The organism is Polynucleobacter sp. GWA2_45_21 (assembly GCF_001830325.1).
Classification (GTDB): Bacteria; Pseudomonadota; Gammaproteobacteria; order Burkholderiales; family Burkholderiaceae; genus Polynucleobacter.
Genome location: NZ_MHZG01000001.1, coordinates 1 through 15,163, shown reverse-complemented (window position 1 = coordinate 15,163; position 15,163 = coordinate 1). Strand labels below are relative to the sequence as shown.

At 47.0% G+C, this 15,163-nt stretch carries 16 protein-coding genes; all 16 read left to right on the top strand.

What is annotated here, in order from left to right:
- Nucleotides 1-105: 105 nt before the first annotated feature.
- Nucleotides 106-855, top strand: a complete 750-nt coding sequence (gene rpsB / locus A2X74_RS00080; protein WP_216189398.1) for a 30S ribosomal protein S2 — start codon at nt 106-108, stop codon at nt 853-855.
- A complete protein-coding gene (tsf, locus tag A2X74_RS00075; protein WP_216197613.1) occupies nt 855-1,733 on the top strand; it encodes a translation elongation factor Ts in 879 nt (292 codons plus the stop codon). Before rpsB ends, tsf begins: the two co-directional genes overlap by 1 nt.
- A 189-nt stretch (nt 1,734-1,922) precedes the next feature.
- Nucleotides 1,923-2,633, top strand: a complete 711-nt coding sequence (gene pyrH, locus A2X74_RS00070) for a UMP kinase (RefSeq protein ID WP_114653464.1) — start codon at nt 1,923-1,925, stop codon at nt 2,631-2,633.
- A gap of 11 nt (nt 2,634-2,644) precedes the next feature.
- Nucleotides 2,645-3,205 carry a ribosome recycling factor gene (frr, locus tag A2X74_RS00065; RefSeq protein ID WP_114653462.1) on the top strand — a complete coding sequence of 187 codons (561 nt, stop codon included), beginning with the start codon at nt 2,645-2,647 and terminating at the stop codon, nt 3,203-3,205.
- 30 nt (nt 3,206-3,235) lie between these two features.
- Nucleotides 3,236-4,009, top strand: a complete 774-nt coding sequence (uppS, locus tag A2X74_RS00060) for a polyprenyl diphosphate synthase (RefSeq protein WP_293627160.1) — start codon at nt 3,236-3,238, stop codon at nt 4,007-4,009.
- A gap of 16 nt (nt 4,010-4,025) precedes the next feature.
- Complete coding sequence (locus A2X74_RS00055; protein ID WP_293627158.1) at nt 4,026-4,853, top strand: phosphatidate cytidylyltransferase; 828 nt, start codon at nt 4,026-4,028, stop codon at nt 4,851-4,853.
- Nucleotides 4,853-6,043 carry a 1-deoxy-D-xylulose-5-phosphate reductoisomerase gene (gene ispC, locus A2X74_RS00050; RefSeq protein ID WP_293627156.1) on the top strand — a complete coding sequence of 397 codons (1,191 nt, stop codon included), beginning with the start codon at nt 4,853-4,855 and terminating at the stop codon, nt 6,041-6,043. The genes A2X74_RS00055 and ispC overlap by 1 nt, the downstream gene beginning before the upstream one ends.
- 11 nt (nt 6,044-6,054) lie before the next feature.
- Complete coding sequence (locus A2X74_RS00045) at nt 6,055-7,188, top strand: site-2 protease family protein (RefSeq protein ID WP_293627154.1); 1,134 nt, start codon at nt 6,055-6,057, stop codon at nt 7,186-7,188.
- Nucleotides 7,189-7,244: 56 nt separating this feature from the next.
- Entirely contained in the window at nt 7,245-9,533 is a 2,289-nt protein-coding gene (gene bamA, locus A2X74_RS00040) for an outer membrane protein assembly factor BamA (RefSeq protein WP_293627806.1), read from the top strand.
- Between the two features lie 18 nt (nt 9,534-9,551).
- The gene (locus A2X74_RS00035) at nt 9,552-10,079 is read left to right on the top strand and encodes an OmpH family outer membrane protein (RefSeq protein WP_293627152.1); all 528 of its coding nucleotides are present in this window, start codon (nt 9,552-9,554) and stop codon (nt 10,077-10,079) included.
- Between the two features lie 5 nt (nt 10,080-10,084).
- Nucleotides 10,085-11,140 (top strand): UDP-3-O-(3-hydroxymyristoyl)glucosamine N-acyltransferase, encoded by a 1,056-nt coding sequence (lpxD, locus tag A2X74_RS00030; RefSeq protein WP_293627150.1) that lies wholly within the window; start codon nt 10,085-10,087, stop codon nt 11,138-11,140.
- 49 nt (nt 11,141-11,189) lie between these two features.
- Nucleotides 11,190-11,639 (top strand): 3-hydroxyacyl-ACP dehydratase FabZ, encoded by a 450-nt coding sequence (fabZ, locus tag A2X74_RS00025; RefSeq protein ID WP_015421422.1) that lies wholly within the window; start codon nt 11,190-11,192, stop codon nt 11,637-11,639.
- Nucleotides 11,639-12,436: an acyl-ACP--UDP-N-acetylglucosamine O-acyltransferase gene (gene lpxA, locus A2X74_RS00020; protein ID WP_215301274.1), complete on the top strand. Its 798-nt coding sequence runs from the start codon at nt 11,639-11,641 to the stop codon at nt 12,434-12,436. The genes fabZ and lpxA overlap by 1 nt, the downstream gene beginning before the upstream one ends.
- A complete protein-coding gene (gene lpxB / locus A2X74_RS00015; protein WP_293627147.1) occupies nt 12,396-13,649 on the top strand; it encodes a lipid-A-disaccharide synthase in 1,254 nt (417 codons plus the stop codon). Before lpxA ends, lpxB begins: the two co-directional genes overlap by 41 nt.
- Nucleotides 13,646-14,236 (top strand): ribonuclease HII, encoded by a 591-nt coding sequence (gene rnhB, locus A2X74_RS00010; RefSeq protein ID WP_293627145.1) that lies wholly within the window; start codon nt 13,646-13,648, stop codon nt 14,234-14,236. The genes lpxB and rnhB overlap by 4 nt, the downstream gene beginning before the upstream one ends.
- An 11-nt stretch (nt 14,237-14,247) precedes the next feature.
- The gene (locus A2X74_RS00005; protein WP_299763920.1) at nt 14,248-15,072 is read left to right on the top strand and encodes an RNA methyltransferase; all 825 of its coding nucleotides are present in this window, start codon (nt 14,248-14,250) and stop codon (nt 15,070-15,072) included.
- Nucleotides 15,073-15,163 lie beyond the last annotated feature (91 nt).

Here is a 15,163-nt window from a genome sequence, read left to right as displayed (position 1 = left end):
GTTCTCAGGTCAATTTAGATCTGAAATCGCGGGTTGAGCCTTCCAGGGTGGCGTTTTTTAGCGCAGCTAGGACTCAATCTTAGAAACTAACCCTTAGGAGAAGTTATGTCAGTAACTATGCGTCAAATGCTGGAAGCCGGTTGCCATTTTGGTCACCAAACCCGTTTCTGGTCCCCAAGAATGGCCCCTTACATTTTCGGCCATCGCAACAAAATTCACATCATCAACTTAGAAAAAACATTGCCAATGTTTCAGGACGCCCTGAAATTTGCAAAACAAGTTGCTGCTAATCGTGGAACTATCTTATTTGTTGGTACTAAGCGTCAGTCACGCGAGATCATTGCTGAAGAAGCTGCTCGTGCTGGTATGCCTTACATCGACAGCCGTTGGTTGGGCGGTACGCTCACTAACTTCAAAACTGTTAAAGGTTCCCTTAAGCGTTTGAAGGATATGGCAGTTGCTAAAGAAGCTGGCGATTGGGAAAAGCTTTCTAAGAAAGAAGCTTTGACTAACGATCGCGATCTCGACAAGTTACAAAAAGCGCTTGGCGGTATTCAAGATTTGAACGGCGTTCCTGATGCAATTTTCGTAGTGGACGTTGGTTACCACAAGATTGCTATCACCGAAGCTAACAAGCTTGGTATTCCTGTTATCGCTGTGGTTGATACTAACCACTCACCAGAAGGTGTTGATTACATCATCCCTGGTAACGATGACTCAAGCAAAGCTGTTCTTCTCTACGCTCGCGGTATTGCTGATGCAATTCTCGAAGGTAAAGCTAATTCTGTTCAAGAAATCTTGACTGCCGTTAAAGAAGGCGAAGAAGAGTTTGTTGAAGAAGGGAAAGCTGAATAATGGCTGCTATTACCGCTGCAATGGTTGGCGAGTTACGTGCCAAGACTGATGCTCCGATGATGGAGTGCAAAAAAGCATTGACTGAAGCTGATGGTGACATGGCTCGTGCAGAAGAAATTCTGCGTGTAAAGCTTGGTAGCAAAGCTGGTAAAGCGGCATCCCGCGTTACTGCTGAAGGCATTGTTGCTTCTGCAATCAATGGCACCACTGGTACTTTGTTGGAAGTGAACTGCGAAACTGACTTCGTTTCCAAGAATGATGATTTCTTGGCATTCACACAGGCCTGCGCAAATCTGATTTCTGAAAAGAATCCAGCTGACGTTGCTGCATTACTTGCATTGCCAATGAATGGTCAAACTGTTGATGAAGTTCGTAGCGCCTTGATCGGTAAGATCGGCGAGAACATCATGCCACGTCGCTTCAAGCGTTTTGCTGGTAGCAACAAGTTGGTTTCTTACCTTCACGGCACACGTATTGGTGTGATGGTTGAGTTTGAAGGTGACGAGACTGCAGCTAAAGACGTGGCAATGCATATTGCTGCAATGAAGCCAGTGGCTTTGTCGATGGCTGATGTTCCTGCTGAAGCAATTGCTGTTGAGCGTAGTGTTGCTGTTCAAAAAGCTGCTGAATCTGGCAAACCGCCAGAAATCGTTGAGAAGATGGTTGAAGGTTCTATTCAGAAGTACCTCAAAGAGGTTTCTTTATTGAACCAAACTTTCGTTAAAAACGACAAGCAAACTGTTGAGCAAATGCTCAAGGCCGCTAACACAACAATCAAGGGTTTCACCATGTTTGTTGTGGGTGAGGGCATTGAGAAGCGTCAAGACGACTTTGCGGCTGAAGTTGCTGCTCAGGTTGCCGCTGCTAAAGGCGCTTAATTAGCTCCAAAACTGCTGGGCTTGCCCAGTAAGGCTGTAATACCCAAAAGGGCATAGAAATCTTGGTTTCTATGCCCTTTTGTTTGATCTGTGCCAAGCCCTTTATAATTTGGGCAAGTTATTAAAAAGTACTTAAAGATCAATAAGCTAAGCAAGTAAATTGCTTGGCAAATTACGGAAAATAAAACGATGCCAGCCTACAAACGTGTTCTCTTAAAACTTTCTGGTGAAGCCCTCATGGGGGATGATGCTTTTGGCATCAATCCAGTCACCATCGATTCCATGGTGAAAGAAATTGCCGATGTAGTGAATAGCGGTGTTCAGTTGGCTATCGTGATCGGCGGCGGAAATATTTTCCGCGGTGTAGCAGGTGGTGCAGCCGGTATGGATCGTGCAACTGCTGACTACATGGGAATGCTGGCCACCATGATGAACTCACTTGCACTGCAAGATGCTTTGCGCCAAAAAGGTGTCGAAGCGCGAGTGCAATCTGCTCTCAGAATGGATCAAGTGGTTGAGCCTTACATTCGTCCTCGTGCAATTCGTGCTTTGACTGAAGGCAAGGTAGTGATTTTTGCTGCAGGTACAGGAAACCCATTCTTTACTACTGATACAGCTGCGGCCTTGCGTGGTGCTGAGATGGCGGCAGAGATTGTTCTGAAGGCCACTAAGGTAGATGGTATTTACAGTGCCGATCCAATGAAGGATCCAACAGCTACTCTTTACAAGACAATTACTTTTGATGAGGCCATCATCAAAAACTTGCAAGTGATGGATGCAACTGCTTTTGCATTGTGTCGTGATCGCAAATTACCCATCAAAGTGTTTTCAATTCTCAAGCCAGGCGCATTGATGCGCGTGGTCCAGGGTGAATCTGAAGGCACTTTAGTACACGTTTAATAGGAGGCTTGATGTCCGCAGCAGAAATTAAATCCACTACCGATCAAAAGATGCAGAAGTCTCTTGAGGCTTTGAAATCCAATTTGGCAAAAATTCGTTCTGGCCGTGCAAACCCAGGAATCTTGGAGCACATTCAAGTAGATTACTACGGTAACCCAACACCGCTGAGCCAAGTGGCTAGCTTAGGTTTGGCTGACGCTAGAACAATTAACGTTCAACCATTTGAAAAGACGATGGTTGGCGCAATTGAGAAGGCGATTCGTGATTCTGATTTAGGTCTCAATCCAGCCTCCCAAGGTACAGTGATTCGTGTACCAATGCCGGCATTGACAGAAGAGCGTCGTCGCGACTTAACTAAGGTGGTCAAGAACGAGGGTGAAGATGCCAAAATCGCCGTACGTAATTTACGTCGTGATGCCAATGAGCACCTCAAGCGCCTCACTAAAGATAAAGAAATTTCTGAGGATGATGAGCGTCGTGCAACTGATGAGATTCAGAAGATGACAGATCGTACCGTTGTTGAAATCGATAAAATCGTTTCTGAAAAAGAAAAAGAGATCATGACGGTTTAATCGTCAGATTCATTTTTTATCATTCGCTTCATGACCCAGCACACTAGTTCTACCTTGGTTGTTCCCGAGGTGAGCGCTATTCCTCGCCATGTTGCCATCATCATGGATGGTAACGGGCGCTGGGCCAGCAAGCGTTTCATGCCGAGGGTAGCGGGGCACTCCGAAGGATTGGGCGCAGTACGAAAGATTGTTCAAGAGTGCCGGCGTCTCGGCGTTGAATACCTCACTGTATTTGCATTTAGCTCTGAAAATTGGCGCCGGCCACCAGAAGAGGTCGGTTTTTTAATGAAGCTGTTCCTCAAGTCATTAAAAAGTGAAGTCTCTCGGCTGGCTGAAAACGATATTGCCTTACGCCTCATTGGCGATCTCAGTCGATTTGATTCTGCGATCCAGGAGATGGTGCAGTTCTCTGAAGAAAAAACTGCTGGCTGCAAAAGTTTAACTTTTACGATTGCAGCTAACTATGGTGGTCGTTGGGATATTTTGCAGGCGATGCGTCAATGTTTGGCTGCTAATCCTGGCTTAAAGCCGGAGCAAGTATCAGAGGAGTTATTACAACCCCATTTATCCATGGCGTATGCTCCAGAACCAGATTTGTTTATTCGTACTGGTGGCGAGCAAAGGGTCAGCAACTTCTTGCTATGGCAACTGGCCTATACCGAGTTGTATTTCACGGATATCCTTTGGCCTGATTTTGATGAGGCTGAATTACACAAAGCGTTTGACTGGTTTAGTCAGCGCGAGCGTCGTTTTGGACGCACTAGTGCTCAACTGGCTTCCGCGCCCTTGAGCGACGCAGTCTAAGCACTCTTATTCTCTTATGCTAAAAACCCGAATCATTACTGCCACCATCTTGATGGCAGTGCTATTGCCCATCTTATTTTTACTGCCACCAATCTACTTAGGCGGATTTTTTCTTGTTGCGCTAGTTGTTGCTGCTTGGGAATGGAGTCGCATGATTGCCCCTGAGGCAAAAAAGGCGGCATGGCTCTATGCTGCCTTTTGTTTGGCCATCATTTTGTTTTTGCTGGCTACTCAGGCGATTTCATGGCAGTTCTCTCTGCTCATGATGGCAGTCCTGTTTTGGTTCTTTCTGGCACCATTTATTTTGGCAAAGGGGATGAACCTCTCGCTCCAGAAATTCAAACCTTTCTATAGCATTCTGGGTTTAATTATTCTTCCAGCTACTTGGTTTGCTCTGGTCTTTTTACGTGAGCTAGGCCTAGTCTTTTTATTAAGCGCTATGGCTTTGGTCTGGGTTGCCGATATTGGCGCATATTTTGTTGGCAAGGCTTTTGGTAAACATAAGTTGGCTGTGAATATCAGTCCTGGAAAGTCGATTGAGGGAGCCCTAGGCGGCCTAGTTCTTTGCTATCTCTATGCATTTTTATGTGTGGTCTATTTGCCTCTAGGTGATACCTTGTTTGGTGCTTGGGCTATTCGATTTGGTTGGGTGCCCATGTTCTTGATGGTTACCGTATTAGCGGCGTTCAGCATCTTTGGTGATTTGTTTGAATCTCAGTTGAAGCGCTTAGCTGGCGTCAAAGACAGCAGTCATTTATTGCCTGGCCATGGCGGCGTTTTAGATCGGGTTGATGCCCTCATCCCAACAATGCCAATTGCCGCATTACTAGCTGGATTGATTTGATGCCCCTTAAACAGATTGCTATCTTAGGATCTACGGGATCGATTGGCGTTAATACCTTAGACGTTATTCGTGCTCATCCAGATCGCTTCAAGGTGGTCGCTTTGACCGCTGCTAAACAGATTGAACGTTTAGCCGAGCAATGTATTGAGTTCAAACCGACTATCGCAGTAGTGGCTGACGCTGAGGGCGCAGCCAAGCTGGCTCAACTCCTGCAAGCAAAAAAGATCGCAACTCAAGTTCTTTACGGGCCTGAGGCATTAGTAAGCGCCATCACCGAATCGGGGTGCGATACCGTTATGGCAGCGATTGTGGGTGCGGCTGGCCTAGTACCGGCCCTGGCTGCGGCAAAAGCAGGTAAGCGGGTGTTGTTGGCTAATAAAGAAGCGCTAGTGATGTCAGGTAACTTATTTATGCAGGCCATGCAGGCTGGCGGTGGAGAGTTGCTTCCCATTGACAGTGAGCACAACGCGATCTTTCAATGTCTGCCCGATCGCTTTACAAAAAATCCATCTGCGCATTTAGGTGTTGAAGAGCTTTGGTTAACTGCCTCTGGTGGACCATTCAGAGACAGACCGCTTGCAGATTTATCCGGCATTACACCTGAGCAAGCTTGTGCACACCCAAACTGGGTGATGGGTAGAAAAATTTCAGTTGATTCAGCAACCATGATGAATAAAGGCTTGGAGGTTATCGAAGCTTATTGGTTGTTTGGCTTGCCGCTAGAAAAGATTAAGGTATTGATTCATCCGCAGAGCGTAGTGCACTCGATGGTGCGTTATCGAGATGGCTCGGTGCTGGCGCAAATGGGTCAGCCTGATATGCGGACTCCAATTGCTTATGGCCTTGCCTGGCCTGAACGCATCGATGCTGGTGTTGCCCCCTTGAATCTCACTGATTTGAGTGGCCTCAGCTTCACTGAACCCAATTTTGCTCAATTTCCCTGTCTTAGTTTGGCCTTTGCTGCGGCAAAAGCTGGGGGTACCACTCCTGCTGTATTGAATGCTGCGAACGAAGTTGCTGTGGCCGCTTTCTTGGATGATGGCTTGCCATACTTAAGCATTCCCAATGTAGTGGAGCACTGCTTAAGTACCTTACCTTCGGTTGATGCCAGTTCTCTCGAAAAGATTCTCGAGGCTGATGCTCTGGCTCGTCGCACTGCGAATGATTTCATTCGCGATCTCAAAAGATAGATCGGCGATTTGTGCAGGCTTTAATCACCCTTGCTTCATTCTTAGTCACCTTAGGTGTACTGGTTAGCTTTCATGAGTATGGTCATTTTTTAGCAGCCCGTTTATGCGGTGTCAAAGTACTTCGTTTTGCCTTGGGTTTTGGCAAGCCATTATTTACTTTTCGCGCCAGGAGCGGTACGGAGTGGGTTGTAGCTTCAATCCCTTTAGGTGGCTATGTCAAATTATTGGATGGCCGCGATGGTCAGCAAAGTATTTCAGCAGAGGATCGCTCCCAATCCTTTGATGTAAAGCCGCTTTGGCAACGATCTGTCATTGTGGCTGCCGGACCATTTGCTAATTTCCTCTTGGCAGTCATTTTATTTTCGATCATTTACGTCACAGGCGTACCTCAGTTGCCGGCAAAACTTCAGGCTCCCCCTGAGCAATCGATTGCTGCCAAACTAGGGGTAGCAGCAGGCGATCAAGTGATTGGTTGGCAATCGTTGCTATCTGACTATAGCGGTGCCCCAATTCTTGAGGAGTTTGACCCCGTCCCAAGTTGGAATGCCCTCCGTTGGCAGCTCTTAGACGCCGTAACTGGGGAGCAGGGCTTCGCCCTGGAGATACGGGATGTTTCTGGTGGGCGTCATATCAAATCCTTTAGACAAGGTGATTTACCGCCAGTTACACCAGAATCAGACCCACTTAAAGCTTTGGGCTTGTTTCCCGAGATCACCCCGCCTTCAGAGTGGAATCAGCTCAAATTGGGGCCTATCGATGCCCTCGGCTTTGCTTGTCAGCGGGTCTATTTGATCACCAAGGTCTCGGCGAGGCTCATGGTGGGTTTATTTACCGGCAAAACGACCTTAAAACAGCTTGGCGGACCCCTGAGTATTGCCGATATGGCCGGGAAGTCTGCTCAGGTGGGCTGGCAGCCATTTGTGGCCTTTTTGGCCCTCATGAGTATCAGCATTGGACTCTTGAATTTAGTGCCCTTACCAATGCTAGATGGGGGTCAGCTCCTGTATGATGCATGGGAGTTGGTTGCTGGTAAGCGAATTTCAATATCTCTGCAGGAAAAGCTCCAAAAAGTGGGTTTTTTGCTGCTGATAGGCCTTTCCTTACTAGCCTTGTTTAATGATTTGCAACGCTACCTTTTACCTTGAATTTTTTGACCTCTTCTTTTCGCACCGCAACTCGATTTATTGCTCAAGTCGTTCTCATTATTGCGGCAGGTTTTTGTGTAAACGCACAAGCAGCTGACACCTTCGTTATTAAAGACATTCGAATTGAGGGTTTGCAGCGAGTAGAGCCTGGGACTGTATTTAGTTATCTGCCAGTTCAGGTGGGCGAAACCTTCTCTGAAGAGAAGAGTGCTGAGGCCATTAAGGCGCTATACAGCACTGGCTTTTTCCGAGACGTGCAAATTCAGGCTCAGGGTAACGTCTTGATTGTGATCGTTGAAGAGCGTCCTACCATCTCTCGGATTGAGTTTACGGGCATGAAGGAGTTTGATGTAGAGGTTGTTCGGAAGTCGCTCAAAGCTGTCGGGGTTGCTGAAGCTCGCTTCTATGACAAAGCCTTGATTGACAAAGCAGAGCAAGAACTGAAGCGACAGTATGTTGGCAAGGGTATGTATGCTGCCGAGGTAGTTGCAACCGTAACCCCAATAGAGCGCAATCAAGTAGCGATTTACTTCAATGTCGATGAAGGCCCTGTAGCCAAGATCCAAGAGATCAACTTCATTGGTAATAATGTGTTCAGTGAGAGCACCCTCAAGAGTCAGATGCAGTTGAAAACTGGTGGCTGGCTCTCTTGGTATAGCAAAGACAATTTATATTCCAAGCAAAAACTCACAGCTGACTTAGAGAATATTCGCTCTTACTATCTCAATCGCGGTTACCTTGAGTTTGTGATTGAGTCAACTCAGGTTTCTATTACCCCTGATAAAAAAGGTATCTATCTCACGATTAGTATTCGTGAAGGCAATAAGTTCACAGTCAAAAATGTTCGTCTAGCTGGTGAATTGTTGGGCAAAGAGGCCGAGTTGATTCAGCTTGTCAGTCTCAAGCCAGGTGATACCTTCTCATCCGCTAAGTTGACCGAGAGCACTAAAGCCATTGCAGAAATTCTAGGCTCATATGGTTATGCGTTTGCAACCATTAATCCACAGCCAGACATTCGTCGCGAATTAAGTGAAGTGGACTTGACTTTAGTAGTTGATCCGGGCCGTCGCGTATACGTTCGCCAAGTCAACGTTACCGGTAATGCAAAGACTCGTGACCTGGTGATTCGTCGCGAGATGCGCCAGTTTGAAAGTTCTTGGTTCGATAGCGAAAAGATTGACCTGTCTAAAAAGCGTTTGGGTCGCTTGGGTTATTTCACAGAGACTGATGTATCTACGCAAGATGTTCCAGGATCTGCGGATCAGGTTGATGTGAACGTGAAAGTTACCGAGAAGCCAACTGGTGCAATTACTTTGGGTGCCGGTTTCTCATCTACCGAGAAGTTGATTCTTTCCGCTGGTATAAATCAAGAGAATGCTTTCGGTACCGGTACTGCAGTGGGATTGAATTTCTCCCTCGGTAAGATTAATCAAAGTTTGGCTTTATCAAACTATGACCCTTACTTCACTGAGGATGGTATTAGCCGCTTCACCGATTTGTACTACCGCTCATCCAAGCCGCTGTACTACACCGGTGACCCTGATTACCAAATCAAATCTGTTGGTAGCAATATTAAGTTTGGTGTTCCTTATACCGAGGTGGATCGAGTCTTCTTCGGTACTGGATTTGAGGTATTCCAAATCCAGTCCAGTATTAACACGCCAACACCATATTTGAATTACATGCAGGACTATGGCATTGCAGCCCCAGGCTATCCTGCAACACTGAATACATACAACGTTCCAATCACAATTGGCTGGTCACGTGATGGTCGAGATAGCGCGCTGATTCCATCAACAGGTTCTTTGCAGCAGCTTAATGCTGAAGTGGGTACACCGGTTGGAAACATGATGTTCTACCGCCTGTTTGGTCAATATCAAAAATATCACTCTTTCTCAAAGGGTAATATCCTGTCCTTTAACGGAGAGGTTGGCTACGGTGAAGCATACGGTAAGTACCCATTCCCGATTACCAAAAACTACTATGTGGGTGGTATTGGCTCTGTTCGAGGCTACGCTCCAGGATCACTTGGGCCTACCTACGTGAATACCTATACCGGTCTGAATCAACCTACCGGCGGTCAGTCCAAAATTGTGAGTAACGTCGAGTACACCGTCCCAGTTCCTGGGTCTGGCGTTGATAAAACCTTGCGCGTATTTGGTTTCGTAGACGGCGGTAACGTTTATAACGAAAACATCAATCTCGTCTTGCGATATTCTTATGGCTTAGGTTTATCATGGATATCACCACTGGGCCCGCTAAAATTCAGTTATGGTATTCCAATCAAGTCGTTACCAACGGATAATATCCAGCGTTTGCAGTTCCAAGTTGGTACAGCGTTTTAATTGCTTAAGGAAAGTTTTATGAATCTTCATCATTCTTCAAAATGGATTCAATACAGCTTAATTGCTGTTTCTTCACTAATCGCTTTGCCGCAGGCATTTGCGCAAGATGCCGGCACTCGCGTTGCGGCTGTGAACGTTGAAAAAGTATTCAACGAATCGGATATGGCTAAAGCCAGTCAGACTAAGTTGCAAAATGAATTTACAAAGCGCCAGAATGAGATTCGTAGTAGCGCCGAAAGAATTAAGGCTGCAGCAGAAAAATTAGATCGTGATTCAGCAGTGATGTCCGAAGCGGATCGTGTTCGTCGTCAGCGCGAGTTGGCTGACCAAGATCGTGAACTGCAGCGCAAGCAACGAGAGTACACAGAAGATCTAAATCAGCGCAACTTTGAAGAGCGTGCCAAGATTGCTGAAAAAGCAAACCAAGCCCTCAAGCAAATTGCTGACCAAAGAAAAATTGATGTCATTATTCAAGATCCAGCCTATGCCAATCCTAAGGTTGATGTAACTGATGATGTCATCAAGGCTTTGAATAGTCTCAAGTAAGTTTTATGCCCACCGCCATCGAGCTGGCCGAACAGTTTCAAGTAAGCTTGGTGGGGGATGGCTCCCTCGCGCTTCAGGGTCTCGCTCCGCTCGAGCGAGCTCAATCTAGTCAGATCTCCTTTCTCTCAAATCCGCTATATCGTCAACAGGCTAGTGATAGTGCTGCTGGTGGCTTGATTGTTAATCAAGCGGATGCGGATTTTCTTCAGGCAAATCCTGGGAGTGGCTCAGTAGGGCGCGTCTATTTTGTTTCCAAGAATCCGTACGCTACTTTTGCCAGAATGGCGCAGTGCTTTGCCAAGACCTTGGCTCCTGTTTATGCGCCTGGAGTGCACCCTAGCGCTGCCATTGATTCTTCTGTAACTATTCCTGCTTCATGTCACATTGGTCCGTTTGTCCAAATCGGTCCTGGCGTGAAATTGGGCGAGCGGGTGGTCTTGTTGGGCAATACTTCTATCGCTAGCAATTCCAGTATTGCTAGCGACGCCTTGATCTACCCCAATGTATCTATTTATTCAGAAACCACCATAGGCGAACGCTGCATTATTCATAGTGGTGCTGTGATCGGCGCGGATGGTTTTGGTTTTGCCCCTGATTTTTCTGCAAGTAGTGCTGAGTGGGTCAAGATCCCTCAAACTGGTGCTGTAGTGATTGGTAATGATGTTGAAATTGGTGCGTCAACTACCATCGATCGTGGCGCCATGAGTAATACCATCATAGGCAATGGAACGAAGATTGATAACCAAGTTCAGATTGCTCATAACGTAGTGGTGGGCAACTGTTGCGTCATTGCAGGTTGTGCTGCTATCTCTGGTAGTACCAAAATTGGTAACTTCTGCATCATTGGTGGTGCCGCCAACTTTGCAGGTCATCTCACCATTGCTGATAAAACTACTGTTTCTGGAAATACCTCCATTATTCGTTCTATCACAGAGCCGGGCCAGCACTTCACGGGCGTTTACCCTTCAATGCTTCATGGCGCATGGGAGAAAAATGCAGCTATTTTGCGTGGCCTCGATAAAATACGTCAACGCTTACGATTATTAGATAAATCTAAATAATTTCGTCACCATATTAAAAAAATAGAAACTTTATCCAGTAGGTAAATACATGAGCAAACCCATCGCTATCGACATCAATCAAATTTTGAAGTTGTTACCACACCGCTATCCTTTTTTATTGGTTGATCGCGTGTTGGAGATTGAGCCTCGCCAAAGTATTACTGCGCTTAAGAATGTCACCATGAACGAGCCATTTTTTCAGGGACACTTTCCAGATTTTCCAGTCATGCCGGGCGTTTTAATTATTGAGGCGCTGGCACAAACTGCTGCGCTCCTCACCTTTTCTGAAGTGCGTGAAGAAAATGCTATTTACTATTTCGCTGGTATTGATGGTGCCCGCTTTAAGAAGCCGGTATTGCCTGGTGATCAATTAATCATGACAGCCAAGTTAGAGCGCGAGCGTGCTGGCATCTATAAGTTTCAAGTGCAAGCTACGGTTGATGGTGAGCTTGCTGCTGAAGCCAATATCACTTGTGCTGTTCGTACGAAAGGTGCGTAATGACTCGGATTCATGCATCCGCTGTAGTTGATAGTAAGGCTGAGATCGCTAGCGACGTAGAGATTGGTCCATATTCTGTTATCGGGCCAAACGTCAAAATTGGTGCTGGTAGCAAGATTGGCTCCCATACGGTGATTGAGGGTTACACCACGATCGGTAAAGAGAATAACTTTGCACATTTTGCGGCTATTGGCGGCGCCCCTCAGGATATGAAATACCGTGGCGAGCCAACACAACTCATTATTGGTGACCGCAATACGATTCGTGAGTTCACGACTATCCATACTGGTACATCTCAGGATGAAGGCATTACTCGCATCGGTGATGACAACTGGATCATGGCATATGTGCACATTGCGCATGACTGCCAAATTGGTAACCACACGATTTTCTCGAGTAACGCACAAATTGCTGGTCATGTGAAGGTGAGTGACTGGGCGATTATGGGTGGCATGTCTGGTGTGCATCAATTTGTCCGCATCGGTCAACACGCTATGCTGGGTGGCGCCTCTGCATTAGTGCAAGACATTCCACCATTTGTGATTGCGGCCGGAGACAAAGCTTCTCCACATGGGATTAACGTTGAAGGCCTCAAGCGCCGGGGCTTCTCCAGTGAAACGATTTCTGCGCTGCGTCAGGCATATAAAGTTCTTTACAAGGACGGCCTCAGCTTCGAAGAGGCTAAGGTAGAGATTCAGAAGATGGCGCAAGCTAGTGCATCTGATGCCGCTACAGCAGAAAAGCTGACCGAGTTTCATGACTTTATTGCCGCCTCCACGCGCGGCATTATTCGATAGAGTCAATCGAGTGTCCAAACTTGCTTGTGTTGCCGGAGAGCCCTCGGGTGACTTGCTGGCAGCGCCAGTATTGAGTGCGCTAAAGCAGATCCCTGATACTTCCGGTCTAGAGGTCTATGGTATTGGTGGCCCTCGTATGCAGGCGGAGGGTCTGCGCTCGGATTGGCCAATGGAGACCCTGAGTGTTCGTGGTTATGTTGAGGCTATCAAGCAACTGCCTGCCATTCTAAAACTACGTAAGGAACTCATTAGCAATCTCACTGGTGAAGGTCGCCCTGATGTGTATTTGGGTATTGATGCGCCGGACTTCAATTTGGGTGTTGAGTTGGCTTTGCGTAAGGCAGGCATTCCAACCTTGCACTTCGTATCGCCATCTATTTGGGCCTGGAGAGCGGGGCGTATTACGAAGATTAAACAAGCGGTAGAGCGTATGCTCTGCATCTTTCCCTTTGAAACTGAGATTTATGAACGTGCTGGCATTAGTGCTACTTATGTTGGGCATCCGCTAGCAAGTGAGATTCCACTAGAGCCAAATCCAACGACAGCCAGGCAAAAGATAGAAAAGACCTTGAGCCTCGCACCCAATGCATTAAATGGCATTGTGGTTTCCGTTCTACCGGGTAGTCGCAGTTCCGAGATTGAGCTCATCGCGCCAGTATTTTTTGAGACGATGGCCGAGCTTACGAAGCGCATGCCGGGGCAAGCGATTCATTTTGTCATTCCGGTTGCTACACCGCGCTTAAGTGCACCGCTAGAAGCTTTACTTAAAACTTCCCTTGATAAATACCCAGACCTTCAGATCCATTTAATTGATGGTGAGGCGGATACAGTCCTAGAAGCTGCTGATGTTGTGTTGATTGCCAGTGGTACCGCAACATTGCAGGCGGCGCTCTGGAAAAAGCCGATGGTGATTTCCTATAAAGTGCCTTGGTTAACCGCACAGATCATGAAGCGACAAGGTTACTTACCCTATGTAGGTTTGCCGAATATCCTCTGTGGCGAGTTCGTTGTCCCTGAGCTTCTGCAAGATGATGCGACTCCAAGTAAATTGGCTGATGCTTTATTGGCTTGGTTAAATAATCCTAGCAAAGTTACTCAACTAAAAACCCGTTTTGCAGAAATGCATGAGACCTTGCGTAGGCCAACGGGCTTATTGGTTGCTCAGGCTGTGGCACAAACAATTACTGCCAGTAAAAATCGGACCACTGTGTGAGCATGATTTGGGTATGCGGTGTTGATGAGGCAGGGCGTGGCCCATTAGCGGGGGCGGTTGTCGCTGGTGCTGTCGTTCTCGACCCTGAAAACCCCATTGCTGGATTAAAAGATTCTAAGAAGTTATCAGCAGCGAGACGCGAGTTTTTGTTTGAGCAAATTCAGCTCAAGGCAAAAGCCTGGGGGATTGGCGAAGCGAGTCCAGCTGAGATTGATGAGATCAATATTTTGCAAGCAACGATGCTCGCAATGCGCCGTGCAATCGAAGATCTCACCACACGTTTGGGCGGCTGGCCAGATAAAGCCTTAATTGATGGCAATCGCTGTCCTGAGCTTCCGATCTCAGCTGAAGCTATTGTGAAGGGTGATGCAAAGGAGCCGGCGATTTCAGCGGCATCGATCCTGGCTAAGGTGACGCGTGATCGTCAAATGATGGCTTTGCATGAGCTTCACCCACAGTATGGATTTGCTCAGCATATGGGCTATCCGACAGAAGCGCACTTTGCCGCTCTTAAAGAGTTTGGTGCCTGTGATCAGCATCGTCGGAGCTTTTCTCCTGTTCGCAATGTCTTGGCCCTGCATAGCTGATAATCCCAATTATGAAAATGGAATTTATCAGCTCAAAAGACAACTCCTTGTTTAAGGAGATACGTCAATTACAAGCCACTGGCCCCAAAGGTCAGAAGGCAAGGTTTGCTTGCGGTCAGGCTTTGCTAGAAGGGATTCATTTAGTGCAAACCTGGGTAGGCAATCCAGGACTCAAGACCTTAATTACATCTGAATTGGGTTTGCAAAACCCAGAGATTGCTCAAGCTGTATATGACCATGTAGAAATTTGTCCTGATACTCGTGTTTATCAGTTGGATAAAGGTCTATGGGATTTGCTGAGTGATTTGGTCAATGCTCCGCAGATTGCGGGCTTACTAGATCTCCCGGAGTCCGCATTAAATCCCCAAAAATCAGTTGCGACGATTTCTGGGGATGTGATTATTTTGGATCGTATTCAGGATGCGGGTAATGTGGGCTCTATCTTACGCACAGCTGCAGCAGCTGGCTTTACTCAAGTAATCGCATTAACGGGTTGTGCCCATCTGTGGTCAAGCAAGGTATTGCGTGCTGGTATGGGCGCCCATCGTTTGCTAGACCTGTATGAGGGTTGGTCAACCCCGCAAGTCCTGAGCGCTGTAACGGCGCCTTTACTAGCCGCTACTGCTGATGGTGAGCTTGATCTGTTCAATATGCCTAAGGTATTAATGCATCCAGTTGCTTGGGTGATGGGAAGTGAAGGACAAGGTGTTTCTGAAGATCTCATGTCTCAAGCTAAAGGCGTATCTATTCCAATTGATCCGAGAGTGGAATCGCTTAACGTATCTACCGCTGCGGCAGTTTGCTTGTTTGAGACCCTCAGGGTGAGACGCACCTAGGAAGCAGTCTTTTCTTGATTGGCTGCTTTCGGCCTTGATTTCAACCCGTCGATGCAACACACTACAAACTGCGTAAGCGCAAGGAGTGTTG